Below are 26,727 nucleotides of genomic sequence, written 5' to 3' on the forward strand. Positions count from 1 at the left end.
GGAATTATCAAGATGTCCGTTGAAAATGTTCTGAGTCGCTCCATGGTTATGGCTCTTGTCAGGCTGCCTTCTTGCTCGGCACAGAGGCCGCCTCTGTCTGCTCGGTCTCAATTGTGGCCCTGATCTGCGTAATCTCGGCATAGCCCTTGACCTTCCGGAACCGCTGCTCACAGCAGAGCAGCACGGTCCCCAGCCACCGCTGAAGCATCACACTCCCGCGGATTCGCTTGAGGTTCCGCTCACTGTGCCGGACCAGCGAGAACATGCTCTCGATTGGATTGGTGGATATGAGCGTCTTGCGCAGCAGGGGCGGCACCTTCAGCCGATGCAGGGTCAATAATTCCTCAAAGGCTTCCCGGAGCGATGTGGCCGCTGATTCGTTTTTGGTTCGGAGCCAGGCCTCCAACTCCTGCAGCATCCGCCTCGCGTCGGCATAGCTGGTCTGCTCCAACGCCGTCATCAGCCGCCGATGCGCCTCTGCCCGATACGGCTTTGCCAGGTGCCGCTGTAGATTCCGGCTCTTGTGAATAGCACAGCGTTGATGCACCAGCTTCTTACCGAACCGGGCTCGAAGCGCCTTGATCAGCCCACTGCCGCCATCGGTGACAAACAGAATTCGGCGGGAGAGGACCAGCCCGCGACGCTCCAGGTCCACAAACAGCGCCTCACAGATCTCGTGATTTTCTGAAGAGCCCTGCCAGAACCCCAAGGCCTTCTTCTCCCCACCCTGGTCCACCCCCAGGGCGACGAGAAACGCCTCGCCCCCTCGGTGGATGGTGTCGAGGAAGAGGGCAAATGGCGTGACGTCGGCCAGAGATCGTTGTTGGAACGCCTTCAGTTTCGTCGCGGTCAGCTCCACGAGCTTGCGAGAGACCGAGGAGGCGGACACGCCGAACGCCCCTGCGGCCTCGATCACGGTGTCCGCGTAGCGCTGCGCCGACACGCCTCGGAGAATCTTCGCCAACAGTTCCTCCGAAAATGCCCCCGGCGCACGCATCCGGGCATAGGACTGCAGGGTCAGCTCTCCCTGCGTCACGTGCCGCAAGCGGGGGCGCGTCACCTTGACCTTCTGGTCTCCCAGGAAGATCGAGCCGTCCTCATGCGCCCACTTTTGAAGAGCAGGGTCCGTCGGATGGTAGTCCGGTCCCGCGATCTCCTCGCGCTCCATCAGCATGATACTCTCACCCACCATCCGTCCCATCTCCAGCATCACCGCATCCAACGCTTGTTTCCCGGAGTGAATGACACGGACCAGGGTCCCCAGCATTCGGTCCTCACCCGTCATCGCTCGCAATCCTGCCAACACCTGTTTCCGTTGTCTGGTCTCCCGCCTCATCGGTGGCTCCTTTCCTGTGTGCCCGTAGAGTATTCCACGGCAGGAGCCCCTCATTCAAAATTCAACGGACTTCAATATAACTCCAAAATGGACGGTAAAGGGGTGACGCATACATCCCGGAATTTCCGAAATGAAGTCCAAACCCCAGCCCCAGCCCGAGGGGATAGCCATAGGAGTATGGATAGGGATAGGGAAGTGGGACAATGCTTGTGGCGGGCCGCTCAACCAGCTGCCGTTGCAAATTGGCCGTCGCGGTTGACTGTCGATCGAGCTGGCTCTTGAGTTGACTGACTGTCCCGTCTTGGGCTTGGAGTTTCCCTTCAAGCTCAGCGATTTTCTTCTGCTGTGCTTCCATATAGGCGTTTACACAACGAGTCTGCGCGTCGCCTGTGTAGGTAGAGCACTCCCATGGTATTTGGAGGATTTCCGCTATGGATGGGACGGGGAAGAGGACGCAGGGGACAGTCCCCACCAAGAGCCAGACTCGCGACCACCGATCTCGGATGGTCTTCCGCTTCATGCTCCCCCTCCAACTACGGCTATGTGAGAGCGTACCATGCGAATTGTTTCTTAACCAGAGTGGGTTCTCTTCGTCAACGCCCCAGCTGACGCCCATCGTTATGCCCACGAAGCAGATCACATCACACTCGACAGTCGTTTGTTGACAGATGCCCGTGATTTCCGATAAAGTTTCCCCCTTTGATTGGCTTCCCCGGTAGTGTGTGCAGTAAATGGGGGGTGGCTTACAAAGGCCACCATCGCTCACCGCACAAGAACCACTAGAGAATCCAGTACCTTAAGAGAAAAACGAGAAGACGGCGCGGGATAAGTTCGAATGAACAGAGAACTAAAAATTTTCTCTGGCAACGCCAATCTTTCGCTTGCCCAAGAGATCGCGGTGTACTTGGGACAGAGATTAGGCGAAGCGACGGTTTCGTCGTTCAGTGATGGAGAAATCCGGGTCAAAATTGACGAAAATGTCCGCGGCGCGGATGTGTTCGTTGTGCAGTCCTGTTGCCAACCGGTCAATGATTCTTTGATGGAGTTATTGATCATCATCGACGCGTTGAAACGTTCGTCGGCCAATCGCATCACCGCCGTCGTGCCCTATTTTGGGTATGCGCGTCAGGACCGCAAGGATCAGCCGCGTGTTCCCATCACGGCGAAACTCGTCGCCGATTTAATTACGACTGCCGGAGCGGATCGTGTGCTCTCAATGGATCTTCACGCCGGGCAGATTCAAGGATTTTTCAACGTCCCGGTCGATCACTTGTACGCCCTTCCGGTGTTGCTGGAGTACATTGTGAAGAAAAAAATCACGGATCTGGTCGTCGTCTCGCCCGATGCAGGGGGCGTGGAGCGGGCCAGGGCGTTTGCCAAGCGCCTTCAGGCGAACCTGGCGATCATCGACAAGCGACGTGAAGGCCCGAATCAAGCGCAAATCATGAACATCATCGGGGATGTGCAAGGGAAAAGCGTGTTGCTCCTCGATGACATGATCGACACGGCGGGCACCATCGTTCAGGGAGCTCAAGCTTGTCTCGATCATGGGGCTCGAGACGTGATCACGGCCTGCACGCATGCGGTGCTGTCCGGGCCGGCGCTGGAACGGTTACAGACGTCCTGTCTGTCCCAAGTGGTGGTGACCAACACAATTCCGCTGCGAGGGAAAGAGTTGGCCTGTCCGAAGTTGCATCAGTTGTCGGTGGCGCCTCTCTTAGGCGAAGCCATCAGACGGATCCATGAAGACGAGTCGGTGAGTTCATTATTTGCGTAACCCGGCCGGGACCGGGACTTGCGCGAGCAGTCGAGGAGACGGAGGAAGATCATGAAATTCGATTTAACAGTGGCCGTGAGAGAACAAGCGGGCAAGGGAGCTGCACGGTCGATGCGGCGGGCAGGGAAAATTCCGGCAGTGCTCTACGGACAAGGGGAATGTCTGTTGTTGACCGTCAGCCCCGAGGGATTGATTAAAATTTTGAAGTCTCATGCCGGGAGTACTGCGTTGATCTCGCTCACGGTGGATGGTGCCAAGTCCAAACCGAACCGCACCGCGCTCTTGCGTGATTATCAAGTGGATCCGGTGACCGGGGCTGTCCTCCACGCGGACCTCTTTGAGATTTCCATGAGCAAGCCGATCAGAGTGAAGGTGCCGGTCAAGGTGATCGGCAGTGTTCCGGCCGGTGTGAAGGAAGGCGGCGTGCTGCATCACAACATGCGCGATGTGCACGTCGAATGTCTTCCGGCCGCATTGCCTGATTACATCGAGGTCGATGCGTCTTCCTTGACCATCGGCAGCGGCATCCATGTGAAGGAACTTGGGACGCGTGAAGGTGTCCGTTTTCTGGATGATGCCGATCAAATGGTCGTCAGTGTCGCGGCGCCGATGTCGGACGCCAAACTCGAAGCGTTGCTCACCAGCGGCGCAGGAGCGGCGGGTGAACCGGAAGTCCTGACGAAAGGCAAGGAAGCAGGAGCTGAAGGCGCCGGGGGCGCTGAACCGGCTAAAGCTGGAGCGGCCGCGCCCGCCGGCGCCGGTGATGCGAAGGGTGGCGAGAAGAAAGAGGCGGCAGCGGCTCCGAAGGCCGACAAGAAAGAAGCTGAAAAGAAGAAGTAACGTTGCATTTGCTCGTTGGACTGGGCAATCCCGGCAAAGCTTACGCCCAGACCCGCCACAATGTCGGGATGTGGGCCATCGAGCGGGCCGCCGCTCGATGGTCGATCCGACTCTCGCCGCGCGGTCTTGCACAGCGGGGCTCCGGGCGACTCGAAGGAGAATCGGTCGCGCTGGCCGGCCTGCTCGACTGGATGAATGTCAGTGGCCCTCCCTTGAAAGGCCTTCTCCGCGAATTTGAACTTACCTCCAACGAGCTCATTGTTGTGCATGACGATCTTGACCTGGAGCCGGGACGGCTAAGGATCAAGCTATCCGGAGGCCATGGGGGACACAACGGAATCAAATCCGTCATAGAGGCACTCGGGACTCCGGAATTCATCCGATTGAAAATCGGAATCGGTCGGCCCGCGCCTGGTCGGAATTCCGCGGATTATGTATTGGAGCGGGTGACTCAAGATGAGATGGCTCTCATTGAGCCTTGTCTGGAACGGGCTGTCGATGCATTGGAATGTTTGATTCACCGGGGAGCGAACGTGGCGATGAATCAGTTCAATATCAGGGATATCAGAGAGAAGGTCGTGGACGAAGGGGAGGGGACGACATAAATGGGTCTTTGTTGCGGCATGATCGGTTTGCCGAACGTCGGCAAGACGACGGTTTTCAATGCATTGACCGGCAGCGGCGCCTTGGCGGCGAATTATCCGTTCGCCACCGTCGATCCGAATACCGGGATTGCGCTGGTACCGGACCCTCGCCTCCTCAAATTGACGGAGATTTTCGCTTCGAAGAAAACCACCTACAGCACCCTGGAGGTGCGCGACATCGCCGGGCTCGTGGAAGGGGCCAGCAAAGGCGAAGGGCTGGGCAATCAATTTCTCGGCCATATCCGTGAAGTCGAGGCGTTGCTGCATGTGGTCCGCTGTTTCCAGAGCACCGATGTCGTCCATGTCAGCGGCGGGGTCGACCCCCTCCGCGATATCGGAGTGATCGAAACCGAACTGATGTTGTCCGATCTGGAAACACTCGATCGACGGAAGCAGAAGACCGAGAAGAAAGTGAGGGCTGGAGACAAAAAAGCTGCATTCGAAGCGGAGTTTCTCGCCCGGCTCATTGGACTGCTTGACAAGGGTGAGTGGTTGGGCAACCTGCCGTACACAGCTGAGGAACGGATCATTCTCACCGAATGTCAGCTGCTGTCAGCCAAGCCGGTTCTCTTTCTCGCGAACGTATCCGAAGGGAAGAACGCGGATGAAGCGATGGTTCAGGCTGTGCGTGACTTTGCCGCCAAACGCGGGGCTCGCGTTGTGACGATCTGCGGGCAGCTCGAAGCGGAACTGTCGTCACTGCCTGAAAGTGAACGGGCCGATTTCCTAAAGGAAATGGGGTTGAGCGAATCAGGATTGGTCCGACTGACACGCGAAGCCTACACATTGCTGGACTTGATTACCTTCTTCACCGCCGGCGAAATCGAATCTCGCGCCTGGCCCATCCCCAAAGGCATGAAAGCGCCGCAAGCAGCCGGAAAGATTCACTCCGACATGGAGCGGGGCTTCATCCGCGCCGAGGTCTATCACTACGACGACCTACTGGCCTGTGGGTCGGAGGCGAAGGTGAAGGAAAAGGGGTTATTCCGCCTGGAAGGCAAGGACTACGTCATCAAAGAAGCGGATATCGTATACTTCAGATTTAACGTGTAGCCCTTTGTCGCCGACTGCGATGGATTCGCGCCGACTCGATTTCCGAATGCCCAAGGTTCGTCTCTTTCCGGTCTCTACCAAGTCGTGTTTGTCGCCAATCGTTTGTCGATAGTCACCAGGGTCCATATCTCACCGCACCCCTACCCCCCCCCATAGGAAGGGCGAACGGGGCCCTTTGCCGACTTGACCGGCGCCTTCAACTGGGTGATCCTTGCAGCCTGCAACACTTCTCCTTGGTACGCTAAGATCTGTTTCGTAAGTTGTAACAATGGTCGACTGGCTGGCACATTTCATCTCGCTTGAGTGGTTGTCCATTTATTGGGGAATCGGCCTGCTCTTTTTTGCAGTGGAGTATTGGTGGCCTTCGCGCCCACTCCGTTACCGGCAGGTGTTCCTGCAGGATGTGGCGGCCTTCGCGACCTACCAGATCTTTTTTATCTTTGCCGCGCAGGTGACGAATCGAATTCCGTTTCCCCATTACTCTTACTCGTATTGGCGGGCGTTGCCGTTCGCTTTTAAGCTCGTGGTTTTCTTGCTTGTCCTCGACGGATTGGCCTACTGGATGCATCGGCTTTGGCATACAGCCTGGGTCTGGCCGATCCATCGCTGGCACCATGCGCCAACGGAGCTGTACTGGCTGGCCGGTATCCGGGCGAGTTTTCCGCAGATCGTCCTGGCCGGTGTCCCGTATCTGTTGGCGTTTCCGCTCCTCAAACCAGTGCCGGCACTCTTCTTTCCACTTTATTCCTATATGTTGCTCCTGACCAATAACTGGATGCATATGAACGTGACCTGGCAATCGAGAAAACTGGAGTGGTTCTTCGTCACGCCACGCTATCATCGGGTACATCACCTGAAAGAGATTGGAAGGGCCGGGGCGAATTTTGGGGTGCTGTTTACTGTGTGGGATCGACTGTTCGGGACGTATGTCGATCCTGAACAGGTAGAATCGACAGGGCCGTACGGGATTCAGGAAACCGTCCATCCAGTCCGCATGGCCATCGGGGTGTAGGGAAAGCGATCATAATCAGCCACGACTCGCCGCCATCTCACTCCTCGGCTAACACAAACATCCCTGACCTCCTAGGAATGAGCCTGGCCGTTTATTCAGCCGCCAGGTATGTTCCGTCGCCGGGCACTTCCCCTTGAGCCCGCCAGGGACTTCGATACGGGCCAGCGGCGTGAGGTTGTAGCTGTCGTTGTAATGGCGATGGAGTTCATCGGCAGTGACGGAAAACGGAGGCCCTGGCACGACGGTCTGGTCGTACTCATAGCCGATGACGAGTTGGGGCGCCAAGGCTGTGAGGGATTTGAGATGCGCCGTGTACCGTAACCGCATAGTTTCCGGCAGCGCGACCAACGCGGCTCGGTCATAGACCGCGTCAACGGGGCCGAGGACCTCGCGAGACAGCTCGAAGAAATCACCCACGTAAATGTCGATCTTCTCTCCGCTAAAGAGTTTGTGCGTTCGGACTTCTGATATGGTCGGTTCCATCCTCAGCTGGGCAAAGAGCTGCGTCACAGCCAGTTCGCTGAGTTCCGCTCCGGCGACTGTATAGCCGCGAGACAAGAGCCAGCTGAGATCGAGCGACTTCCCACAGAGCGGCACAAACACTCGAGCGCCTTGAGGTACATTCAGCGAAGGGAAGTGGGTGATCAGCAGCGGGTTGACGACGCACTCGTGCCATCCCGTCTGATTCGTCTGCCATCGGTTGTGCCAAAAGCTCGCTTCCATGCGAATTCCTCAGTGTGTGAGCGGTGGAGGCGCTGCGAGCCTGAGCGTACAACTATCGCGTGAAGAATACTATTATCTAGTCTTCATCAATCATCGGGGCGACTACGCGGCATGATTAAGAGTGTCAATGCCATGCACGCCGGTAAGCCGGAGCGCAGAAAATGGAGTCGGCTCTTGTGTCGCGCGTCGCTGGATTTCTCTGGATTACGATGCAACTGATCCACCAAATAGGCGACTCATGGCATGATGATCTCGGGCTGTGATGTCCTTATCCGTCTGTTGGCCCTTGATGCCGCCGGTTCGGCAGAGGCGGCTGAAGATGTCCCAATGGCGTGGACCAGGATTGATGGGTGTGCAGTTCGGTTGATCGCGGAGTTCCTGGGTAAACGCCGGCGCCTTCTCCATGCTGCTGGGGAATTGAACACGCTGGGGTGCGTCACGATGCGAAGGAAACCGCTTAAGACAAGATCAGACAAGTCCATATGGCTGCTCTGATCGAATCAGTGCCTCGAGCCATGTCAGGTGCTTTCGATGGTGGAGTCGCATCTTCGCGGTGGGCATAGACCAGCACATTCACGTCAAGAAGAATCATGGGGCCGTTCCATGAAGGCGAGGAGGGCGGCAGAATCGTCGATGTCCACGCCGGAGCGAAGGCCGTGTCTGGACGGTGGTGAGTATTACCGATTTGCGAGCCGGTTTGGTTTGCGGTAGAGCGTTACGCAGCTTGCGCTTGCAGGAATTGTTTGATCTGTCGAAGATCTTCGACGAAGCGGTGATATTCTTCTTCACGCTGCGCCGCTTCCGGATGTCGAAGAATTGCCGATGGGTGGACGGTCACAAAGACATTCGACGCGACAGGCGTATTCCAGGGCCGTCCTCGCAATTCATTCAAACGAACTGCCTTCCTAAAAGCCGATTGGGCGGCCGTCACGCCGAGACACACGATGACACGAGGTTTCACCACTTGTATCTCCGTTTCCAGCCAGGGGCGACAGGCGGCGACCTCAGCGGCGGCGGGCTTTTTGTGCTTGCGGCGCTTGCCTTGCGGCTCCCATTTGAAATGCTTCACGGCATTTGTGACATACACGCTCTTCCGCATGATTCCCGCTTCGGCCAAAGCCTTGTCCAAGATCTTTCCGGCCGGTCCGACAAAGGGATGTCCGGCCTGGTCTTCTTGGTCGCCAGGCTGCTCACCGACAAACATGATCGTCGCATGGGCCGAGCCTTCTCCAAATACGGTTTGCGTGGCCCGTTGGTACAAATCGCACCCGGTACAGGCTGAGGCGGCTTGTTGCAAACCAAGGATAGTCAATTTGGCAGGAATGAATTGGGCGGCTGATCGAGCAGGGCGTCGCATGATTCACCATACCGCGATTTTTGTAAGGGAGGCAGCGGGTGATTTCCCTCATCCGTTATTGATTCCAGCAGATGAAGATCGTGCACGGTCAGTGTCACGACACCGAAGCTTTCTTCCACCAGTCCCCGGACCACGTACGGCCGGTTTGGCGAGAGCAGATGGCAGCAGCGGCGATAGACCTCGGGGAACAGCGTGGCGTCGTAGAGGGCCGTGGTGTCTTCCAAGGTGATGAATTCCATGGCGTGACCGTGCTTGGTCTCAGCCGCCTTTTCCGTGATCAGCAAGCCGACCATCGTAATACGCCGACCGACGTAGCGGTGCATGTGGGAAGCCGGCACCGGCCGGCGCCGCTCGATCTGCTTGTGATAGAGAGTCAAAGGATGGCGACTGGCCAGAAAGCCGAACGATTCAATTTCATGGGCCCGTTTCTGAGCGGCGGAATAGTCGTCCGGAATCGGTAAAGGACCTGGATTGAAATTCTTTCCTACATACAGCCGCCACATCAAGGCCGGCCTTGTCAGCTCGCCGGCGATGGAATCACAGCAGCCGGCGCGGACCAATGCTCTGGCATGGGACGGCTCCGGCTTCATACGACCGAGAAAGTCTTGGAACGATCGATAGGGACCATTCTGTGTGCGTTCTTCGACGATCCTCTCGCCGAGCTCTTTCGGAATCGTCTTCACCTGCATGAATCCAATCCGCAGCCGCTCGCCTTCGCCGCGGTAAACCCACTCGCTTTCGTTGATGTCCGGTAGGAGGATCGCCAATCCCATGCGCCGGGCCTCCGAGATGTACGCAAAGGTCGAGTAAAAGCCTCCTTGGTTACTGATGACGGCGGCGATGAATTCCGACGGGTAGTGGGTTCTGAGATAGGCGGACTTGAACGAGACTTGCGCATAGCTCGCCGAGTGGGGCTTGCAAAAACTATAGCCTGCGAAACTCATGATCATCTCCCAAATTCTGCCGATAATATCCGGTGAGGCGCCGTTCTGCGCTGCTCCGCGGCAAAACTGCCGGTAGTAGTCTCGCAGTTGTCGTTGTTTGTGTTTTTTGCTGATGATCTTACGAAGCTGATCCGCATCCTCTACGGAAAAGTCCGCCAGCGCCATCGCGACCTTCGAGACATCTTCCTGATACGTCATGATGCCGTGGGTTTCGTCCAATACGCCTCTCAACTTGTCATGCCAGGTTGCACAGGAATCTTCCTGCGCGCGGCGGATAAATTCTTCGACGAAAGGGTTGGTGGCGGGCCTGACCAAGGACGAGACCATGACGAGATACTCAAAGACATCGGCGACCGCGCGGCGGTGCGGCGGCATGCCGGTCCACAGTTTTCTCAGCAAGAGACGTGTGGCGGGCGATTCGATGTAGAAGCAGCCGATCGTGTCACCGCATCGGATCGCGTCTTGCGTGGCGGCATCGTTGAGGGGGTCCCAGGTTTCGTAGTCGATCGTGCGGCCCGTATGGTCGGCGATGGCGGCGAGCGCATCTCGGATCACGGCGAGCGACCGGTTGCCCAAGATGTCGATCTTCACGAGCCCCGCATCCTCCGTCTGGTCCTTTTCCCACTGGATGACCGGCAAGCCCTTGGCCGTGTATTCCACCGGCACGTAGCGCCGGATTTCGTCCGGTACGATGACGACTCCTCCACAATGCAGGGAAAGATGGCGGAAGTGGTTCTGCGCCTTCAGAGCCTGGGTCAAAATCTCGGGCCACGGCCTTTTCAAGTTCAGCACCTGCGAGAGCCGACAAAGCCATTGCTCGTTGGTCGGTGGAGCGGAGAAACCGAGAAGATCTTTTTGGCGTACGACATGCGAAGACACCCTGCCGATTTCTTGGGCCGGCATGCCGTAGACCTTGGCGACTTCGCGAATCGCCGCTCGGAACCCAAGGCCGTTTTGATTCGCCACCATGGCGGCCTGGCGCTCGCCGTACTGCTCGAACACCCACTTCAAAATGTCGTCGCGCTCGTCCCATGCAAAATCGATGTCGATATCCGGCGGATCTTTGCGGCCGGGATTGAGAAATCGCTCGAAGAAGAGGTGATGCTTGATCGGATCGACATGGGTGATGTTCAGACAATACGAAACGATGGAAGCCGCGACTGAACCTCGGCCGCAGGTGGTCCCCTTTGAGGCCTTGACGATTTCTTCCACGACAAGAAAATAGTGGGCGAAGCGTTTTTCTCGGATGGTCGCCAACTCTTTTTCAATCCGGTCACGAATCTCTTGTGAGGGGGTGCCGTATCGATCCTGTGCGCCGGCATGGGTTTTGTCTTTGAGCGTGAGGAATGCTTCTTCATCGGTCAACCGGCGAAAGGCCGGAAAGATGGTTTCACCGAAACGCCAGTCGCTGTGGCAGGCTTCGGCAATGTGGACGGTGTTCTCCAGCGCTTCAGGAACATGTGGGAAGCGCGAGGACATGAGCGCGGGCGGCATCAACCATTGCCGAGGTGCGCAACAGGCTTCTTCCGGCAGCCGTGACAGGGTCGTGTTGAGGGCGATGGCGCGCAACAGGCGATGCGTGGCGAAACCGTCCGCGCCGGAGAAATACACGCGATTGGTGGCGACAGGCGGAAGATCGATTCGGCGGCTGAAGAGGAGTGCCTCATGCATAGCCGGCCCCGGCGTCAGCTCCACATAGAGGTCTTGCCGCGATTCTTTGGCCCAGGCCACGAGCGCCGCTTCATCGTCCGTGAAGACGATCAGCCCGTCGCGATAGCGGGAGACCGACGCGAGGAAGTCGAACGATGGATTGCAGTGGCGTTCCGACAGAAGGCGACAGAGGTTCGCATAGCCGTCCGGTGTTCTGGCCAGCAAGACTGCGCGATGGTCCTCAGTCGTCAGCTCAGCGCCGAGAATCGGTCGGAGACCCAGTCCCTTCGCTTGCTCGATAAAGCGGATCGCTCCGTACAATCCGTTCGTATCGGTCAAGGCTATGGCCGGCGACCCTTGCCGCCGTGCCGAGCGGCAGAGTTCTTCCAACGACGACACGCCGCGCATCGGCGAATAATCGGAATGGACATGGAGGTGGACGAATGGGGGCGCCGCCATCTTATGCGTTAATGGTCCTTCCCCAAGACAGAGCCTGTTCGCCGAATTTTGCGCGGATCTGATCCAATGCCAGCGAGAGACGGTGAGAGCGGGAAGAAACTACGGACGCCGACTCGTCATAGAGCGAAAGTTGCCGGGCCGGCGGTTCCAGTCGACCGACCTGAAGCGTCAGCCGCGTGAGACGCACCCGCCGGCGGAAACATCGGTAGAACAGGTTTGCCAGCGCAGGCCGGAGATCGATCTCCCAGTAGGTGCCGTGTGGCAGCGTCTCATGAACGGTCTGTTCGACATGGTCGCTGTGTCGAATAGTCAGCGAGATGTGTCGGCACATACGTTGTCGTTGTCGAAGCGTCGCGCAAATCTGTTCCGATAATCGATAGAGCCGACCCAGCAAGAGTTGATCATCCACTTCATCCGGATCGAGATGAAGGGAGCGTTCGATCGTTGGTTGCGCAATCGGTGCCCGGACCGGCGAGGGATCAATCCCCAGTGCCCAATCGCGCAGCAGTAGACCCGTGGAAACACCGAGGGCGGCTTGCAGGTATGCCGACGAAACGGAGGCGATCGCGCCGAGCGTGAGAAGATTCAAATCCTCCAGCCGCTGTAAGACTCGCGAGGTGTGGGCGCGGCGAAGGCCGGGAAGCGACAGGGTCGGCAACGGAGCGAGGAACGGTTGCTCACATCCGGAGTGGATCGACAACAGTTGCGGTGGTCTCGTGAGCGTGGTTGCGGCCAGTTGCGAGACCAGTTTGTTTCCCGCCAGACCAATCGCGCTGTGCCATCCCTGCTGATGGGTCAACTCTCGACTGATGCGGGTTGCGGTATCGATGGGAGGGCCGAAGAGTTGAGTTGTGCCGGTGAGGTCCAAGAAGAGCGAACCGGGTCTGATCGATTCCCAAGTCGGGGCAAAGCGCGAGATACGGTGTTGCAGCTCGCGATGGGCGGCTTGCGTGAGTGATGAATCGGGAGGGATCATCCGCAGGCCAGGACAGATCAGCCGCGCGAGATCCACCGGCATCCCCGGCTGTAGACCTTCGTGAAACGCTTCCGGAGAAATCTCTCGGATCACTGCTCGCGGCGTATGCGTCGGCGCCACGGCCACCGGTCTGTTCCTCAACGTGCTGTCGGCGGCGCGAGCCAGCACGATTTCAAAAGAAGGAATCTGAAGGCAGACAATGTGGCGATCCATGTGTTGGCATAGGCGAATGATTGTAGCCAATGGTTACATCAAAAGGCTCTTCTGTCAACGTAGGTAAATTTCTTAATGCATTGAGTAATGAGCATGGCGGGCCTCTCCGATTCATTGACAGCACGAGAAACCCTGTGCTACGGTCCACCGTTCTTTGCGCCAAATAGGCGCCCTACACCTCGCTTCCGACTGGTTCGGGGGCCTTTGTCCAGGAGGATCGCTGCATGGAGCTCTACGAGTCTCTGTTTATCATTCGTCCGTCCGTCTCCGATGAGGAGACGAAGACGCTCATCGACAAAATGAAAACCGTCGCCGACAAGACCGGCGCCGAATTCATCAAAGCCGAGAATTTAGGGAAGAAAAAACTCGCCTACGAAGTGCGTCGCGAGCGGAAGGGCACCTATGCCTATTTCTACTTTAAGGCCCCGAACAACACGGTCGGTGAGCTCGAACGCGCCTATCGATTGGAAGACAACATCATCAAGTTTCTGACGGTCCATCACGAGAAACCCTTGGTGGAGCGGCGTCCAGTTGACGCGTCGACACAGGAGTCCGACGGTGGCCGGGTTTAACAAAGTCATCCTGATGGGGAACCTCACCCGGAATCCTGAGCTCCGGTACACGCCGAGCGGGACTCCGGTAGCGAGTTTCGGATTGGCGGTGAGCCGTCGGTTTAAACAGGGTGATGACCTGAAAGAAGAGGTGTGTTTCGTCGATATCGTGGTATTCGGCAAACAGGCGGAACATTGCGGGCAATATCTCAGCAAAGGCAATGGGGCGATCGTCGAAGGCCGGTTGCAGCAACGCCGTTGGGAGACGGAAGATGGTCAAAAGCGGAGTAAGCATGAAGTGGTCGCGCAGACGGTGACGTTCATGCCCAAGCGCCAAGACGGTGGTGCCGCCGCCGAACCTCCGATGCACGACGAACCTGGCTATGACATGGGCGAAGAAGGTTAATGACGGGAGCATGAGGAGGCAGTCATGGATCGAAGCGACAACGAACGTGGCGGGGGGCGATTGTTTCAGCGAAGGCGTCCCTGCAGATTTTGTTTGGAAAAGGCGCCGATTGATTTCAAAGACGCCGGTTTACTCAGGAATTTTTTGACGGAGCGTGGACGCATTGTTCCGCGCCGCATTTCTGGGAATTGCATGCGCCATCAGCGTGAACTGACGGTGGCCGTCAAGCGGGCTCGGCATATCGCCATCATCAGCTTTGCCGAGGAGCGATAACGAACGTGAGCGGCGATTTCGATGCATCGACGTGGGGTGGAGGAACGTTGTTAGGGGTCGCCATGGATGTGTTGACACCGAAAATTGCGGATATCACGGCGGAAGGGGTTTCACTGTCCGGGGACCTCACGGGTGAAGAGCTGGGACTCACCGATACGGATGTATCTATTCGAGGGGCCTTGGCCATAGGCCTGGATCTTCGCGCGGTTGATCGCACGATCTGTGTGACGGGAGTCGTGGAGGGCACAGCGGTTCGTCAATGTGTGCGCTGCCTCAAGAATTTTGACGATTCGATGGCCTTTTCCATCCATGTGGCCTATGAGCGTGAAGCAAAGGCGGCGCCGACTGCCGCGAAGCGAACCAATCCCCGGCAGAGGAAAGAGACGCCGGCTCTTGATGCCGAGCCTGAAGAGCCGAACGATGATCTGTATTACTATGCGGGCGATCATCTGGAACTGGCGCCGATGCTGCGGGAACAATTGATTCTTGCTTCGCCGATGCACCCGCTGTGTTCCGACGCATGTCTCGGTCTCTGTCCCCGTTGTGGGAAAGATTTGAATGAAGGTCCGTGTCATTGTGGCGAAGAGCCGACGGGAAGCCCGTTTCAGGTGCTGCGCACTATGAAGGAAAAGCTGAGGGACCCCACAAAGTCTGATAATCGCTGACCGGTGGTCCGAATCGAACAGAAGAAGGAGTCATCATGCCCAATCCCAAACATAAACATTCACGGGCAAGACGCGACAAGCGTCGTACCCAAAAACTGCGTATGACCCCCCCGGGGATGGCCGTGTGTCCGCAGTGCCACGAGTTGAAGCTGCCGCATTATACGTGTTTGAACTGTGGGACCTACAAGGGCAAGGCCGTCATTCAGGTCGAAGAGGCGTGAGCGGGTTGCCCAAATCGGTCTATGGCGCGAGTTTCCCAACACGTCTGACGTGAGCCCAGGGGGCGACGCGTGTTCAGCCAGTCTTTTCAGCACCATCCGTGAGTACCTCATCTCGCATGACGATCGCGCTCGACGCGGTGGGGGGGGATCATGGCCCCGCACCCTGTGTCGAGGGCGCGTTTCAGGCTGTGAAAGAGTTTGACGTCGAGGTCATTCTCGTCGGCGACGAAACCATCCTGAAACAGGAATGTGAGCGTCAGTCCAGTCACGATTCCCGCCTTACCATCCGGCACGCCTCCCAGGTCGTCGAAATGCATGAGTCGCCGGCCACCGTCGCGCGGAAGAAGCGAGACTCGTCGATTTGGGTGGCGACAGAGCTGGTCAAGAACGGCCTTGCCGATGCGGTCGTGAGCCCTGGGAATACCGGAGCGAGCATGGTGGCATCGTTCTTCGTGTTGGGGCTGGCGAAAGGGGTGGAGCGGCCCGCGATTGCCACCAGCCTGCCGACGCTGAGCGGGGAAGCGATCATGCTCGATGTGGGGGCGAACGTCGACTGCACCGCCAAGCATCTCGAGCAATTCGCCTTGATGGGCAATGAGTACGGCAAGCATCTGCTCGGAAAGCCGAATCCTCGTGTCGGTCTGCTGAGTATCGGCGAGGAAGACAGCAAAGGCAACGAAGTCACCAAAGAAGCGTTCAAGCTCCTTAAAGCCGGTTCGATGAATTTTGTGGGAAATGTCGAGGGGCGTGATGTGTACAGCGGCGTTGCCGATATCGTCGTCTGCGACGGGTTCATCGGAAACGTCGCGTTGAAGATTTCCGAAGGCGTGGCCGAGATGATTAAGAAATTGTTGCTCAAGGAGATCGCGGGCAGTTTTATCGGCCGCCTCGCGTATCCGCTGATGGCCAGGCCGTTGATGAATTTGAAGCGGAAAACGGACTACGCGGAGTTCGGCGGCGCCCCCTTGTTGGGCGTCAATGGGACGACGATGATTTGCCATGGCCGATCATCGGCAAAGGCCATTAAAAACGCGATTCGGCGAGCGAAGGGCATGGCGGAACGCCGTGTGCACGAGCTGATTCAACGGGATATCGAAGAAAGTCAATCTCTGCCGCCAGTAGAAGAGAAGGTATGAAAGCCTGCATTGCGGGAATCGGCTCCTATGTGCCCGCCAGGGTGCTGACGAATGCGGATCTTGAGCGCATGGTGGCCACGTCCGATGAATGGATTCGGGAACGAACCGGAATCCGGGAGCGGCGGATCGCGGCGGCGGGAGAAGCCTGTTCGGATTTGGCGGTTCAAGCCGGGAAGCGAGCGTTGACTGCGGCGGGTCTGGCGGCAACCGATCTCGACATGATTTTGGTGGCCACCTGTACGGGTGATTATCCGCTCCCTGCCACGGCCTGTCTCGTCCAGCATCAACTGGGAGCGACCAAAGCCGCGGCCTGCGATCTTTCGGCCGCCTGCTGCGGATTTGTCTACGCGCTCTCGGTGGCCGATGCGTACGTGAAAACAGGGATGCGCCATGTCTTGGTGATCGGATCAGAGGTGATGTCTGCCGTTACCGATTGGACCGACCGGAACACCTGTGTGCTGTTTGGGGATGGAGCCGGGGCGGTCGTGGTCAGTGCCGGTGATGACGGAGAACGAGGTATTCTCTCCACGCACCTTCGCTCCGACGGGACGCTCTGCGAGCTGATCATGGTGCCGGGAGGAGGGTCGCGTACTCCGCCGTCCGAAAAAGTGATCGCCGAGCGACTGCAGTACATCAAGATGAAAGGGAACGAGACGTTCAAAGTTGCCGTGCGCAGCTTGGAAGAGATCGCTCGCTCGACGCTGGCAGCGAATCATCTTCGCGTGGAAGATATCGATCTCTATGTGCCCCATCAGGCCAATATTCGGATTCTCAAGGCGGTGATGGAACGGCTCGGCCTTCCGATCGAAAAGGTTATGCTGAACGTGGATCGATATGGGAATACTTCAGCCGCCTCTATTCCGATCGCCCTTGATGAAGCGGTGCGGGAGGGGCGTATCAAGGACGGCTCGTTGGTGATGCTCGGCGCGTTTGGAGCGGGATTGACATGGGCTTCCGCGATCATTCGATGGTAGAGAACGACCAGGTCATGATCCGGACTGTTCCCATACGGCCGTACTCGTGATTGTGGGAAGGCGGCGGCTCATGACAACTTTTCTCGTTGACTTTACACGGAATTTCGAAGATATCTAACGCCCCATGGCTCTAGGAATCGGACTTGTTTTCCCTGGACAGGGTTCCCAGTCGGTCGGGATGGGGAAGGCGCTCTATGACGCGCATCCCTCGTTGAAGGCCGTCTATGATGAGGCTTCTACGGTCTTGGGGTATGATGTCGCCGAGTTGTGCTTCATGGGACCGGCTGAGCGACTTAATCTGACGGAATTCACCCAGCCGGCCTTGCTCGTGAGCAGTGTGGCGGCGTTAAAACTGTTTGAGCCGGTTGAAATCAAGCCGGTTGCGGTGGCGGGTCATAGTTTGGGTGAATACTCAGCGTTGGTCGCGGCAGGCGGCGTATCCTTTCGTGATGCCGTCGGTCTGGTTCAGAAACGGGGTCGCTATATGTCCGAAGCCGTGGCTAAAGGAACCGGTCTCGTTGCGGCTCTGTTGGGCTTGACCGCCGAGGTGGTCAAAGAAGTCTGCCGCACGGCGTCGTCCGTCGGGGTCGTCGCGGCGGCGAACTTTAACTCGCCGGGGCAGGTCGTGATCGCCGGTGAACGGGCAGCGGTGGAACGGGCGATCGAATTGGCCAAAGCGCAGGGCTGTAAAAAGGCCATCCCCTTGCCGGTCAGCGTGCCGGTTCATACCCCGTTGATGCAGCAAGCAGCCGATCGATTGGCGAAGGATTTCTCCACCGTTCGGTGGTCGGATCTCAGCGCCCCGCTTGTGAATAATGCAGAAGCGAAAGCGATCAGCCGGGCACAGGAGATTCAAGCGTCGTTGGTTCGTCAGCTGCCCTCTTCCGTGCTGTGGGAGGATACCGTCCAGACAATGGGAAGGATGGGCGTCACGACGTTCGTCGAAATCGGCCCCGGCACCGTGTTGACCGGATTGATCAGGCGGATTCTACCTGCAGTGAAATTGTTGAATGTGAACGATCCGAAGTCGCTTGAAACCACGTTGCAAAGTTTGAAAGTATGAAAGTTGGCCTGAGGATGATACCTTTACACAGTCACCCCTTCCAACTTTCACACGTTTTTCGGGGGAATTGATGTCACTACAAGGGAAAACAGCTATTGTCACCGGCGCCGCACAGGGTATCGGCAGGGCCATCGCCGAATGTCTTGCTCAAGCGGGGGCCGACATTGCCGTGGCCGATCTTGACCCCGGCCGCTCCGTGGAAACGGTCGCCTCCGTCGAGAAGCTCGGGCGGAAGGCGCTGAACATCAAAGTCAACGTGGCCGACGCCACTGAAACCAAGGCGATGGTCGAGCAGGTCATGAAGGCCTGGGGGAAGGTGGATATCCTCGTCAACAATGCCGGCATCACGCGAGATGGCTTGTTGTTGCGGATGAAGGAAGAAGATTGGAATCTGGTGCTTCAGATCAACCTGAACGGGACGTTCAACTGCACGAAAGCGGTCTTGCAGCCGATGACCAAGCAACGGTATGGTCGCATCGTCAACATCGCCTCGATCGTCGGGGTGATCGGGAACGCGGGGCAGGCCAATTACTCGGCTTCGAAGGCGGCGGTCATCGGATTCACGAAAACCGTGGGGCGGGAATATGCCAGCCGAAACGTCACGGTGAACGCGGTGGCGCCTGGTTTCATCGACACGGCCATGACCCATGGCCTTCCTGTGGAAGTGAAGGATACGTTACTGAAACAAATCCCGCTGGGGCGATTGGGTACGCCGGCGGATATCGCGGCAGCCGTGCGGTTTTTGGTGTCCGAGGATGCGGCCTACATCACCGGTCATGTCTTGCACGTGAACGGTGGGATGTTGATGGTATGAGCACGTCGAATCGTGTGTAATGTACGGCCGCCACAGATCCCCATGTGGCGGCGCAGCGGGAGTCATACTGGGGAAGGAGGTAGTCATAGCGATGGCAACTGTTGATGAGCGAGTCAAGAAGATTATTGCTGAGCAACTCGGGGTGGAAGAGGATGAGGTGACGCCGGAAGCCTCCTTCGTTGAAGATCTTGGCGCTGATTCGCTCGATACCGTCGAGCTGGTCATGGCATTGGAGGAAGAGTTCTCGATCGAAATTCCCGATGAGGATGCAGAAAAGATTCTGACCGTCGGGAAGGCGCTGGACTACATCAAGGAAAAGTCCTAAGTATGTCGGCAGGAAGATCTGATCAGGGAACACGGCGTGTGGTGGTGACCGGTCTTGGGCTCGTGACGCCGCTGGGCACGGGTGTCGAGAAGACCTGGAAGGCGATCTGCGCCGGGGAGTCCGGGATCGGACGGATCGCCAGATTCGACCCGACGGGATATGATGCCCAAATTGCGGGTGAAGTGAAGGATTTTGATCCGGCTCGGTTCATCGAAAAGAAAGAGATCAAAAAAATGGATACGTTCATCCACTACGCCGTGGGCGCCGCCCAGTTGGCGGTGGATGATGCCGGGCTAAAAATAAAGCCGGAGGAGGCCACGAAGGTCGGCGTGTACATCGGTTCCGGCATCGGGGGGCTTGGATCGATCGAGCACTACCACGAGGTGCTCAGGGCCAAGGGGCCCGGCCGGGTCTCCCCGTTTTTCATTCCCATGACCATCATCAATTTGGCGTCCGGGCAGGTGGCGATTCGGATCGGAGCCAAGGGGCCCAACTCTTGCGCGGTCACGGCTTGCGCGACGGGCAATCATTGCATCGGGGATGCGTATCGCCTGATCCAACGAGGTGATGCCGATGTCATGGTGGCCGGCGGGGCCGAAGCGGCGGTTACTCCGCTCGGAGTAGCGGGATTTGCGGCGGCCAAGGCGTTGTCGTTCCGGAATGACGAGCCGACGAAGGCGAGCCGTCCGTTCGACAAGGATCGTGATGGATTTGTGCTGGGCGAAGGCGCGGGGGTGGTGGTGATCGAGGAGCTGAACCATGCCCTTCGGCGTGGGGTCCGAATTTACGGCGAGATCATTGGGTATGGGATGAACAGCGACGCGTACCACATTACGGCTCCGCCTGAAGAGGGCGAGGGGGCCGTTCGTTGCATGGAGCTCGCTCTCCACGATGCCGGAATCAATCGCGATCAGATCGGGTATATCAACGCGCACGGGACGTCGACGATGGCCGATGCCATTGAGACTCGAGCGATCAAACAGGTATTCGGCGAACAGGCGTTTCGAATTCCGGTCAGCTCGACCAAGTCCATGACAGGCCATCTCCTCGGCGCTGCCGGCGGGATCGAGGCCATCTTCAGCGTGCTGGCACTGTTTCACGGTATGCTTCCTCCCACGATCAATCTTGACCATCCAGATCCGGCTTGTGATTTGGATTATGTTCCCAATAAGGCACGACCTGTCGCCGTTAAGACGGCGCTGTCGAACTCCTTTGGATTCGGCGGAGTGAATGCCTGTTTGATCTTCACCAGATTCGACGCCTAGCGCGCCTGTCACGATGACGCCGGCTTCTTCTGCCGATTTTTCTCCTGCCGTCTCGAACTATCGCTTCACGAATCCGAGCTTCTTGATAGAGGCATTGACCCATAAATCGTACGTGAACGAGCGTCGAGACTCCGGTCGCAAACATAATGAGCGGCTTGAGTTCTTGGGGGATGCCGTATTGTCGCTTATCGTGAGCGACTATCTCACGAGGCAATATCCTGAATTCAGCGAAGGGACCCTCTCCAAACTCAAAGCCAAGCTCGTGAGCGAAGCGCCGTTAGCGAATGTCGCGAGGAAGCTGGATCTCGGCGCCAGACTGAAACTTGGCCGGGGCGAAGAACGTTCGAATGGGCGCGACAAAGCCTCACTGCTGGCTGATGTATTGGAAGCCGTGATTGCAGCGGTCTATCTTGACGGAGGATTTGAGGCGAGTCGAACCTTCACCATGGAGGCGCTGACCGATGAATTGCGCGACATCGATGTGCTGCAAGGACAATCCGGAGGAGATGATTACAAAACGCGCTTCCAGGAATGGTGTCAAAAACGGTATGAATCGTTGCCTCGGTATGTGGTTGTGCGCGAAACCGGACCGGATCACCAAAAGGTGTTTGAAGTGGAAGTGCAGGTGAATGACAGCGTATTGGGGATCGGTCGAGGACTCAGCAAGAAGGAGGCGGAACAGGAAGCGGCGCAACGAGCGCTGGAGCAGGCTGAACGTTGAGCGAGTCCGTGCTACAATGACGAGGATGTGTTGTGTGACGGCATAGGAGGGTGGCGATGCTGAAGCAAGTTGGATGGCGCATGGTGATGGGAGTGCTGGTAGGGATGGTTCTGTCGGGCGCAGGAATCGGGTCGGGTGTCGCTGCTGACACGACGCCGACTCCCAAAATGGAGTCCCCGAAAGGGCCACGGGCGATCATCAAAACCAAATTCGGCGATATCGAGATTAAATTGTATCCGGATGTCGCGCCAAGGCATGTGGAGAATTTTATCAAGCTGGCGAAGTCCGGGTTCTACAACGGGACGATTTTTCACCGCGTCATTCCCGGTTTCATGATCCAAGGCGGAGACCCCAATACGAAAGATTCGCTCAAAAAGGACACCTACGGGCAGGGCGGTCCCGGTCACACAGTCAAGGCGGAATTCAGTGATATCCCGCACAAACGTGGCATTGTTTCCATGGCCAGGGCAGCCGATCCGGATACGGCCGGCTCCCAATTTTTCATCGTGGTCGAGGATTCCCGATTCTTGGACCGCAAGTATTCCGTGTTCGGCGAAGTGACGAAGGGCATTGGCATAGCCGACAAGATCGTCAACTCGGCACGCGATGAGCGGGACAATCCGAAAGAACGTGTGGAAATGACGGTCACGATCGTGGAGTAGATTCGACGTCACACGACGCTGGATGCGCAGTTGATCTGAATCGAGTAGTACTGAACTCCGCAGTTGACCACGACCGCTCGTCATTCCCGCGCGCTCCAACGGGAATCCAGGAAGCTTGGAATGCCCGGATGCGCGCCTCTGCGGTATGCTCCACTCGCTTCTCCGAGACCATATCACCTTCCTATCGTGCGAGGGATTCCGGTCGCGCGCTCGTGGCCACGACCATCAACCGTGGAATCCGGGGTACTGGAGGATGCCGGAGCGATCAGTGATGGTGCTCGCAGCCGGGACCATGGACATGCTGCTCCGGAGCCGGCGGGGGCATGAGGGGTTGCCCTGGAACGAGAATGTGTCCCGGTTCATGTTTCTTCTTGAGATGCGCGGCGATCTCCGGGTGGTGCGTTTTGACATAACCGATCAGCCCTCCCAGAAACCGGCTGGACTGAAAATCGTTTCCTGAAAACGTGGAGGCGAACCGTTCGATCCGGTCAAGGACTGCCGGCGCATCCGATGAATCTGCGATCTGCCCGGGGTTCTGCTTGCTGAATGTGTCGTACTCCTTCCGGAGGTGCTCGGCGAACACCGGCATGGGAGCTGCGGGAACATGCAGCGGACTGAGCGTGCGACGGAGCGCCTGAAGCGCTGCAATGACCTCGGCGTCCTGCCCATCTCGACGGCCCTCGAAATAGCTGAACGTAATCACTTCGATCAGGTTGAACAGCGCGACGGCTTTCTGCCCTCCCGATTCATCTAACTCTCGATAGAAATCTCGCCGGACGGGCAAGAATTGCTCACTGAGCCGTTTCTGCTGATAATCGCTTCCCGTATCGAGATAGACACAATCACTGGGACAGGAAATCCGTGCCATGCGATGCTCTCCACAGCAGGGGCTGCAGATCAATCCTCCGAGGGCAGGGCACGGGCGCTTGCCCTTTCGGCTATGACAATACGCACAGGAGCTCATTTCTTCGTTCCTTCCGGGCCGGGCTTGGGCGGAGGAGGAATGAATCCGTAGTCGGCCAGTGTACGCTTTCCGTCCTTGGGCTTGGATCCCGACGGGGTCTCGAGCCCATTCATCTCGGCGGCATGCATGTAGTGGTAGGGCACCAGGATCAAGTTATTCGCGCGGTCTATGCCGATATCGGCCGGGGCGGGAAGGTATTCGGCAATGACTTGGAAGCGATGGTCTCTGGTCATGCGCCAAATCTTGCCCTTTGTAAAATCAGACACGTACATGTTGCCCCATTGATCGAAATCCACTCCGCTCAGATTTTGAAAGCGACTGGTAAAAAATCCGTTTGATTCGAGTTCGCTCAGTTGTCCGTCAGGCGTGATCTCGAGGATTTTCCCCTTCTCCCAACTCACGACGATCAAATGGTTCGTCTTGGGATGGATCGCGATTCCAGCGGGACCGGCCAATCGGTCATCGTGAATCAGCAGGTCGACCCGATGATTCTCTGATGGGGTGATACGGTAAATCGAATTGGCCGTCTGGTCCGAAGCGTAGAGGAAGCCGGTCGGTGACACGGCAACGTCGGTCAGCGAAACCTGTCCGTGGGACCGCGACGGAAACGAGACGGTGGTCAAAAGTTTTCCGGTCGTCTTATCGAAGCCTTTCAGCTGATCAAGATCCGCGATGTAGAGCATTGACCCAATCAAGGCCATTCCCTTCGGGGCGTGTAGAAGCACATCCGAGACACCGCCTTGGATAAACTTGAGATTGGTGATCTTGCCTTCCGTGTCGAGTTTCGTGATGAAGCCGTTGTTGTCCCTGGCGTCCGGCTCGCCGTTGATGTTGGAAATGAAATAGTCCTTGCCGGACGGGTCGCCGACAAAGCTATTCGGTGACTCCAAACCGATGATTTGCGCGGCTTCGCTGTGAGCCGTCAAGCCCAGCGCGAGGATCGTAACCAGTAATAAATGACGATTGAATATGACGAGCAAAGGCGGGTCGTCCAGGTTGTGAGCAGGGGTGATCGTACCGGAGGAGCAAAGAGCGTGTCAAGAAAGAGCGCTGCAGGATAAAGGCAGGGAAGGGCGCCGGCAAAGCGTTGACTTGCCTAAAATTCCCCTGCTAAGTTGCGGGAATTAATCTAGCCGAATGGGTAGAGGAGGGGACCGTGGCCGCACAATTGATTGATGGAAAAGGGCTCGCTCAGCAAGTACGTGATCGCCTGGCAAGAGAATCAGCGGAGCTGTTCGCCAAAAAATCGATGAAACCTGGTCTTGCGACCATTTTGGTGGGCGATGATCCCGCCTCGCATGTGTATGTACGAAACAAACAAAAGGCCTGCGAATTGGCAGGCATCTACGTTGACGATTACAAACTCCCGGCGAACACGACGCAGGCCGAGTTGTTGGCGCTGATCGATAAAAAGAATGCCGACCCCAAAATCCATGGAATTCTTGTTCAGCTGCCGCTGCCGAAGCATATCGACAGCAAGGTTATTCTGGAAGCCGTCTCGCCGCTCAAGGATGCTGATGGGTTTCATCCCTACAACTTCGGCCGGCTGGTGGAAGGCCATCCCGTCTTCGAAGCCTGTACTCCTAAAGGCGTCATCAAGATGATTGAATCGACCGGTCTGACGATCGAAGGGAAACGGGCGGTTGTGCTGGGACGGAGCAATATTGTCGGGAAGCCGTTGGCGCTCATGCTTCTTCAACGGAACGCGACGGTGACGATCTGTCATTCGAAAACCCGTGACCTTCCTGAGGTGTGCCGGGAGGCGGAGCTGCTGCTTGTGGCAATCGGAAAGGCGAGGTTTGTGACGGCGGACATGGTACGAGCGGGTGCAGTGGTCATTGATGTGGGGACCAACAAGACACCCGAGGGTAAGTTGTGCGGGGATGTCGATTTCGAACCCGTCAGCCGGAAGGCCGGCTGGATCAGCCCCGTGCCTGGTGGAGTCGGCCCGATGACCATCGCGATGCTGCTGGAAAACACGGTCGAGTCCGCCAAGAGAGCAGCGGGATTGCTATGAGGGGCCATCCATGAGTCGAGAGCCACAGCGCCTAATCGATGTCCTCAACCGAGGGACGTTTGCGGTCACGGTCGAATACAATCCCCCTAAAGGGACGAACATCTCGTCCGTGTTGGAAAATGCCAAACAACTGGTGGGACGTGTCCATGGAGTGAACGTCACCGATAATACCGCTGCCGTGGTGCGCGCGGGCTCTCTCCCGGTCTGTCGCCTGCTCTATGAATTGGGGCACGACCCTGTCATGCAATTGACCTGTCGGGATCGCAATCGGATTGCCATGCAGTCGGATCTGATGGGCGCGCACATGCTTGGGATCCGAAATATTCTATGCCTCACGGGCGATTATCCGACGGTCGGTGATCACAAGGAAGCCAAGCCGGTGTACGATCTCGATTCCGTTCAGGTGATGCAGCTCGTCCAGGGGTTGAACAACGGCAAGGACATGGTCGGCAATAAACTAGACGGCTCCACCGCGTTCACCATCGGCGCGGCCGTTACACCGGAGGCCGATCTGGTCGGGCCGGTGCTGGCGAAGTTTGAAGTGAAAGTGAAAGCCGGCGCCCAGTTCTTTCAGACCCAGGCGGTCTATCATCCCGCGGTCTTCGCCAGTTTCATGAAACACGTGCGGCCGTTCAATGTGAAGGTCTTGGCGGGCATCCTGTTGCTGCGCAACGCGAAGATGGCGGAATTCATGAACGCCAACATCCCCGGCATGTCGGTGCCGAACGAGATGATCGACGAGCTCAAAGCTGCTGGGGAGAAGGCTGAAGACGTCGGAGTCGATATCGCCGTACGGACAATCAAGGCGGTTCGGCCGCATTGCGACGGCGTGCATATCATGGCGATCAAAGCCACGCATCGGTTGGCTGAGATCATCACCAAAGCTGAATTGAACTGATGACGATTCTCGATTTTCAGCAGTTGAAACGAGACCGGAAGAAACTCGCCGTTGTGACGGCCTATGATGCGCTGTTCGCGCGCATTGTCGAGCAAGCGGGAATCCGGGTAATGCTGGTAGGGGATTCGCTGGGCATGGTCGTTCAGGGAAAACCCAACACGCTCACGGTGACGATGGAGGACATGCTGTATCACACCAAATTGGTCGCCGGGGTGGTGCAGCGAGCTCTGGTGATTGCGGATATGCCGTTCATGTCCTATCAGGCCAGCACAGAGGAGGCCCTGCGCAATGCAGGTAAATTGATGCAAGCCGGCGCCGCCGCTGTAAAGCTGGAGGGGGGCGCCGTGATGGCGGATCGAATCAACGCCATGACGAGCGTTGGGATTCCTGTCATGGGCCACCTGGGTATGACCCCGCAATCAGTCTATGCGCTGGGCGGATACAAGGTCCAAGGCAAAGCCGATGATCAAGCGTCCAGGTTGCTCCAGGATGCAAAGGCCGTCGAAGCTGCCGGAGCCTTCGCGCTTGTCTTGGAAGCGATACCGGCTGATTTGGCCAGGAAGATCACTCAAACCCTTTCAATCTCGACCATCGGAATAGGAGCGGGGCCTTACTGCGACGGCCAGGTGCTTGTGCTCTACGATCTCCTTGGCCTCTTCGATGCGTTCACTCCGAAATTCGTGAAGACATACGCACACCTCAAATCAGACACCCTCCAAGCGCTGAGCCGATATAAAGAAGAAGTGGAACAGGGAAAGTTTCCGAGCGACTCCGAAAGCTACCACTAG

Annotated in this window: 29 protein-coding genes; 21 read left to right on the forward strand and 8 right to left on the reverse strand. The window is 57.4% G+C overall.

Annotation, left to right across the window (positions count from 1 at the left end; genetic code table 11):
* Window positions 1-58: 58 nt before the first annotated feature.
* Both COMA2_RS05525 and COMA2_RS05530 read right to left on the reverse strand, forming a co-directional pair.
* Window positions 59-1,336, reverse strand: coding sequence for an IS256 family transposase (locus COMA2_RS05525; protein WP_175304358.1), 1,278 nt, complete (start codon window positions 1,334-1,336; stop codon window positions 59-61).
* Between the two features lie 61 nt (window positions 1,337-1,397).
* Window positions 1,398-1,856 (reverse strand): hypothetical protein, encoded by a 459-nt coding sequence (locus COMA2_RS05530; protein WP_090895403.1) that lies wholly within the window; start codon window positions 1,854-1,856, stop codon window positions 1,398-1,400.
* A gap of 315 nt (window positions 1,857-2,171) precedes the next feature.
* Between COMA2_RS05530 and COMA2_RS05535 the strand changes: the two genes are divergently transcribed.
* The 5 genes from COMA2_RS05535 (at window position 2,172) to COMA2_RS05555 (ending at window position 6,662) form a co-directional block, all read left to right on the forward strand.
* Window positions 2,172-3,113: a ribose-phosphate diphosphokinase gene (locus tag COMA2_RS05535; RefSeq protein WP_090895405.1), complete on the forward strand. Its 942-nt coding sequence runs from the start codon at window positions 2,172-2,174 to the stop codon at window positions 3,111-3,113.
* Between the two features lie 51 nt (window positions 3,114-3,164).
* Entirely contained in the window at window positions 3,165-3,953 is a 789-nt protein-coding gene (locus COMA2_RS05540; protein WP_090895406.1) for a 50S ribosomal protein L25, read from the forward strand.
* Window positions 3,954-3,955: 2 nt separating this feature from the next.
* The gene (gene pth, locus COMA2_RS05545) at window positions 3,956-4,558 is read left to right on the forward strand and encodes an aminoacyl-tRNA hydrolase (protein WP_090895408.1); all 603 of its coding nucleotides are present in this window, start codon (window positions 3,956-3,958) and stop codon (window positions 4,556-4,558) included.
* Window positions 4,559-5,650, forward strand: coding sequence for a redox-regulated ATPase YchF (gene ychF / locus COMA2_RS05550; protein ID WP_090895409.1), 1,092 nt, complete (start codon window positions 4,559-4,561; stop codon window positions 5,648-5,650).
* A gap of 268 nt (window positions 5,651-5,918) precedes the next feature.
* Window positions 5,919-6,662, forward strand: a complete 744-nt coding sequence (locus COMA2_RS05555) for a sterol desaturase family protein (RefSeq protein ID WP_090895412.1) — start codon at window positions 5,919-5,921, stop codon at window positions 6,660-6,662.
* Between the two features lie 48 nt (window positions 6,663-6,710).
* Here the strand turns inward: COMA2_RS05555 and tmpT are convergent, their stop codons facing one another.
* The 4 genes from tmpT to COMA2_RS05580 all read right to left on the reverse strand — a co-directional run bounded on the left by tmpT (window position 6,711) and on the right by COMA2_RS05580 (window position 12,984).
* Entirely contained in the window at window positions 6,711-7,385 is a 675-nt protein-coding gene (tmpT, locus tag COMA2_RS05560; RefSeq protein ID WP_090895414.1) for a thiopurine S-methyltransferase, read from the reverse strand.
* A 715-nt stretch (window positions 7,386-8,100) separates the two neighbouring features.
* Entirely contained in the window at window positions 8,101-8,742 is a 642-nt protein-coding gene (locus COMA2_RS05570; RefSeq protein ID WP_090895419.1) for a UdgX family uracil-DNA binding protein, read from the reverse strand.
* Complete coding sequence (locus tag COMA2_RS05575; RefSeq protein ID WP_090895421.1) at window positions 8,694-11,795, reverse strand: DNA polymerase III subunit alpha; 3,102 nt, start codon at window positions 11,793-11,795, stop codon at window positions 8,694-8,696. Before COMA2_RS05575 ends, COMA2_RS05570 begins: the two co-directional genes overlap by 49 nt.
* 1 nt (window position 11,796) lies before the next feature.
* Window positions 11,797-12,984, reverse strand: coding sequence for a DNA polymerase Y family protein (locus COMA2_RS05580; RefSeq protein ID WP_090895422.1), 1,188 nt, complete (start codon window positions 12,982-12,984; stop codon window positions 11,797-11,799).
* A 224-nt stretch (window positions 12,985-13,208) separates the two neighbouring features.
* Here COMA2_RS05580 and rpsF point away from each other — a divergent pair, with 224 nt between their 5' ends.
* The 13 genes from rpsF (at window position 13,209) to COMA2_RS05645 (ending at window position 22,060) form a co-directional block, all read left to right on the forward strand.
* Window positions 13,209-13,556, forward strand: coding sequence for a 30S ribosomal protein S6 (gene rpsF / locus COMA2_RS05585; protein WP_090895423.1), 348 nt, complete (start codon window positions 13,209-13,211; stop codon window positions 13,554-13,556).
* Window positions 13,543-13,941 (forward strand): single-stranded DNA-binding protein, encoded by a 399-nt coding sequence (locus COMA2_RS05590; protein ID WP_090895425.1) that lies wholly within the window; start codon window positions 13,543-13,545, stop codon window positions 13,939-13,941. Before rpsF ends, COMA2_RS05590 begins: the two co-directional genes overlap by 14 nt.
* A gap of 24 nt (window positions 13,942-13,965) precedes the next feature.
* The gene (gene rpsR, locus COMA2_RS05595; protein ID WP_090895426.1) at window positions 13,966-14,214 is read left to right on the forward strand and encodes a 30S ribosomal protein S18; all 249 of its coding nucleotides are present in this window, start codon (window positions 13,966-13,968) and stop codon (window positions 14,212-14,214) included.
* 5 nt (window positions 14,215-14,219) lie between these two features.
* Window positions 14,220-14,879: a YceD family protein gene (locus COMA2_RS05600; RefSeq protein WP_090895429.1), complete on the forward strand. Its 660-nt coding sequence runs from the start codon at window positions 14,220-14,222 to the stop codon at window positions 14,877-14,879.
* A gap of 35 nt (window positions 14,880-14,914) precedes the next feature.
* On the forward strand, window positions 14,915-15,100 hold the full coding sequence (gene rpmF / locus COMA2_RS05605) for a 50S ribosomal protein L32 (RefSeq protein WP_086418096.1): 186 nt from the start codon (window positions 14,915-14,917) through the stop codon (window positions 15,098-15,100).
* Window positions 15,101-15,216: 116 nt separating this feature from the next.
* The gene (gene plsX, locus COMA2_RS05610) at window positions 15,217-16,236 is read left to right on the forward strand and encodes a phosphate acyltransferase PlsX (RefSeq protein ID WP_090895431.1); all 1,020 of its coding nucleotides are present in this window, start codon (window positions 15,217-15,219) and stop codon (window positions 16,234-16,236) included.
* A complete protein-coding gene (locus tag COMA2_RS05615; protein WP_090895432.1) occupies window positions 16,233-17,210 on the forward strand; it encodes a beta-ketoacyl-ACP synthase III in 978 nt (325 codons plus the stop codon). Before plsX ends, COMA2_RS05615 begins: the two co-directional genes overlap by 4 nt.
* 124 nt (window positions 17,211-17,334) lie before the next feature.
* Window positions 17,335-18,273 (forward strand): ACP S-malonyltransferase, encoded by a 939-nt coding sequence (gene fabD, locus COMA2_RS05620; protein ID WP_090895434.1) that lies wholly within the window; start codon window positions 17,335-17,337, stop codon window positions 18,271-18,273.
* Between the two features lie 70 nt (window positions 18,274-18,343).
* Window positions 18,344-19,087 (forward strand): 3-oxoacyl-[acyl-carrier-protein] reductase, encoded by a 744-nt coding sequence (fabG, locus tag COMA2_RS05625; protein ID WP_175304415.1) that lies wholly within the window; start codon window positions 18,344-18,346, stop codon window positions 19,085-19,087.
* Between the two features lie 91 nt (window positions 19,088-19,178).
* Window positions 19,179-19,412 (forward strand): acyl carrier protein, encoded by a 234-nt coding sequence (gene acpP / locus COMA2_RS05630; RefSeq protein ID WP_090895437.1) that lies wholly within the window; start codon window positions 19,179-19,181, stop codon window positions 19,410-19,412.
* A 2-nt stretch (window positions 19,413-19,414) separates the two neighbouring features.
* Entirely contained in the window at window positions 19,415-20,677 is a 1,263-nt protein-coding gene (gene fabF / locus COMA2_RS05635) for a beta-ketoacyl-ACP synthase II (protein ID WP_090895439.1), read from the forward strand.
* Window positions 20,678-20,690: 13 nt separating this feature from the next.
* The gene (gene rnc / locus COMA2_RS05640; protein ID WP_090895441.1) at window positions 20,691-21,398 is read left to right on the forward strand and encodes a ribonuclease III; all 708 of its coding nucleotides are present in this window, start codon (window positions 20,691-20,693) and stop codon (window positions 21,396-21,398) included.
* A 167-nt stretch (window positions 21,399-21,565) separates the two neighbouring features.
* Window positions 21,566-22,060 carry a peptidylprolyl isomerase gene (locus COMA2_RS05645; protein WP_090895566.1) on the forward strand — a complete coding sequence of 165 codons (495 nt, stop codon included), beginning with the start codon at window positions 21,566-21,568 and terminating at the stop codon, window positions 22,058-22,060.
* 265 nt (window positions 22,061-22,325) lie between these two features.
* On the opposite strand, the gene COMA2_RS05650 is transcribed toward COMA2_RS05645, so the two are convergent.
* Both COMA2_RS05650 and COMA2_RS05655 read right to left on the reverse strand, forming a co-directional pair.
* Window positions 22,326-22,928, reverse strand: coding sequence for a hypothetical protein (locus COMA2_RS05650; protein WP_090895442.1), 603 nt, complete (start codon window positions 22,926-22,928; stop codon window positions 22,326-22,328).
* Window positions 22,929-23,020: 92 nt separating this feature from the next.
* Entirely contained in the window at window positions 23,021-24,004 is a 984-nt protein-coding gene (locus COMA2_RS05655; protein WP_090895444.1) for an NHL repeat-containing protein, read from the reverse strand.
* A 176-nt stretch (window positions 24,005-24,180) separates the two neighbouring features.
* Here COMA2_RS05655 and folD point away from each other — a divergent pair, with 176 nt between their 5' ends.
* From folD to panB, 3 genes are read left to right on the forward strand one after another with little or no spacing between them, the layout of a single operon-like run.
* On the forward strand, window positions 24,181-25,041 hold the full coding sequence (gene folD / locus COMA2_RS05660; protein WP_090895445.1) for a bifunctional methylenetetrahydrofolate dehydrogenase/methenyltetrahydrofolate cyclohydrolase FolD: 861 nt from the start codon (window positions 24,181-24,183) through the stop codon (window positions 25,039-25,041).
* Window positions 25,042-25,051: 10 nt separating this feature from the next.
* Window positions 25,052-25,939 carry a methylenetetrahydrofolate reductase gene (locus COMA2_RS05665; RefSeq protein ID WP_090895447.1) on the forward strand — a complete coding sequence of 296 codons (888 nt, stop codon included), beginning with the start codon at window positions 25,052-25,054 and terminating at the stop codon, window positions 25,937-25,939.
* The gene (gene panB / locus COMA2_RS05670; protein WP_090895448.1) at window positions 25,939-26,727 is read left to right on the forward strand and encodes a 3-methyl-2-oxobutanoate hydroxymethyltransferase; all 789 of its coding nucleotides are present in this window, start codon (window positions 25,939-25,941) and stop codon (window positions 26,725-26,727) included. Before COMA2_RS05665 ends, panB begins: the two co-directional genes overlap by 1 nt.

The sequence above is a fragment of the Candidatus Nitrospira nitrificans genome, from assembly GCF_001458775.1.
In the GTDB taxonomy this organism is placed as follows: domain Bacteria; phylum Nitrospirota; class Nitrospiria; order Nitrospirales; family Nitrospiraceae; genus Nitrospira_D; species Nitrospira_D nitrificans.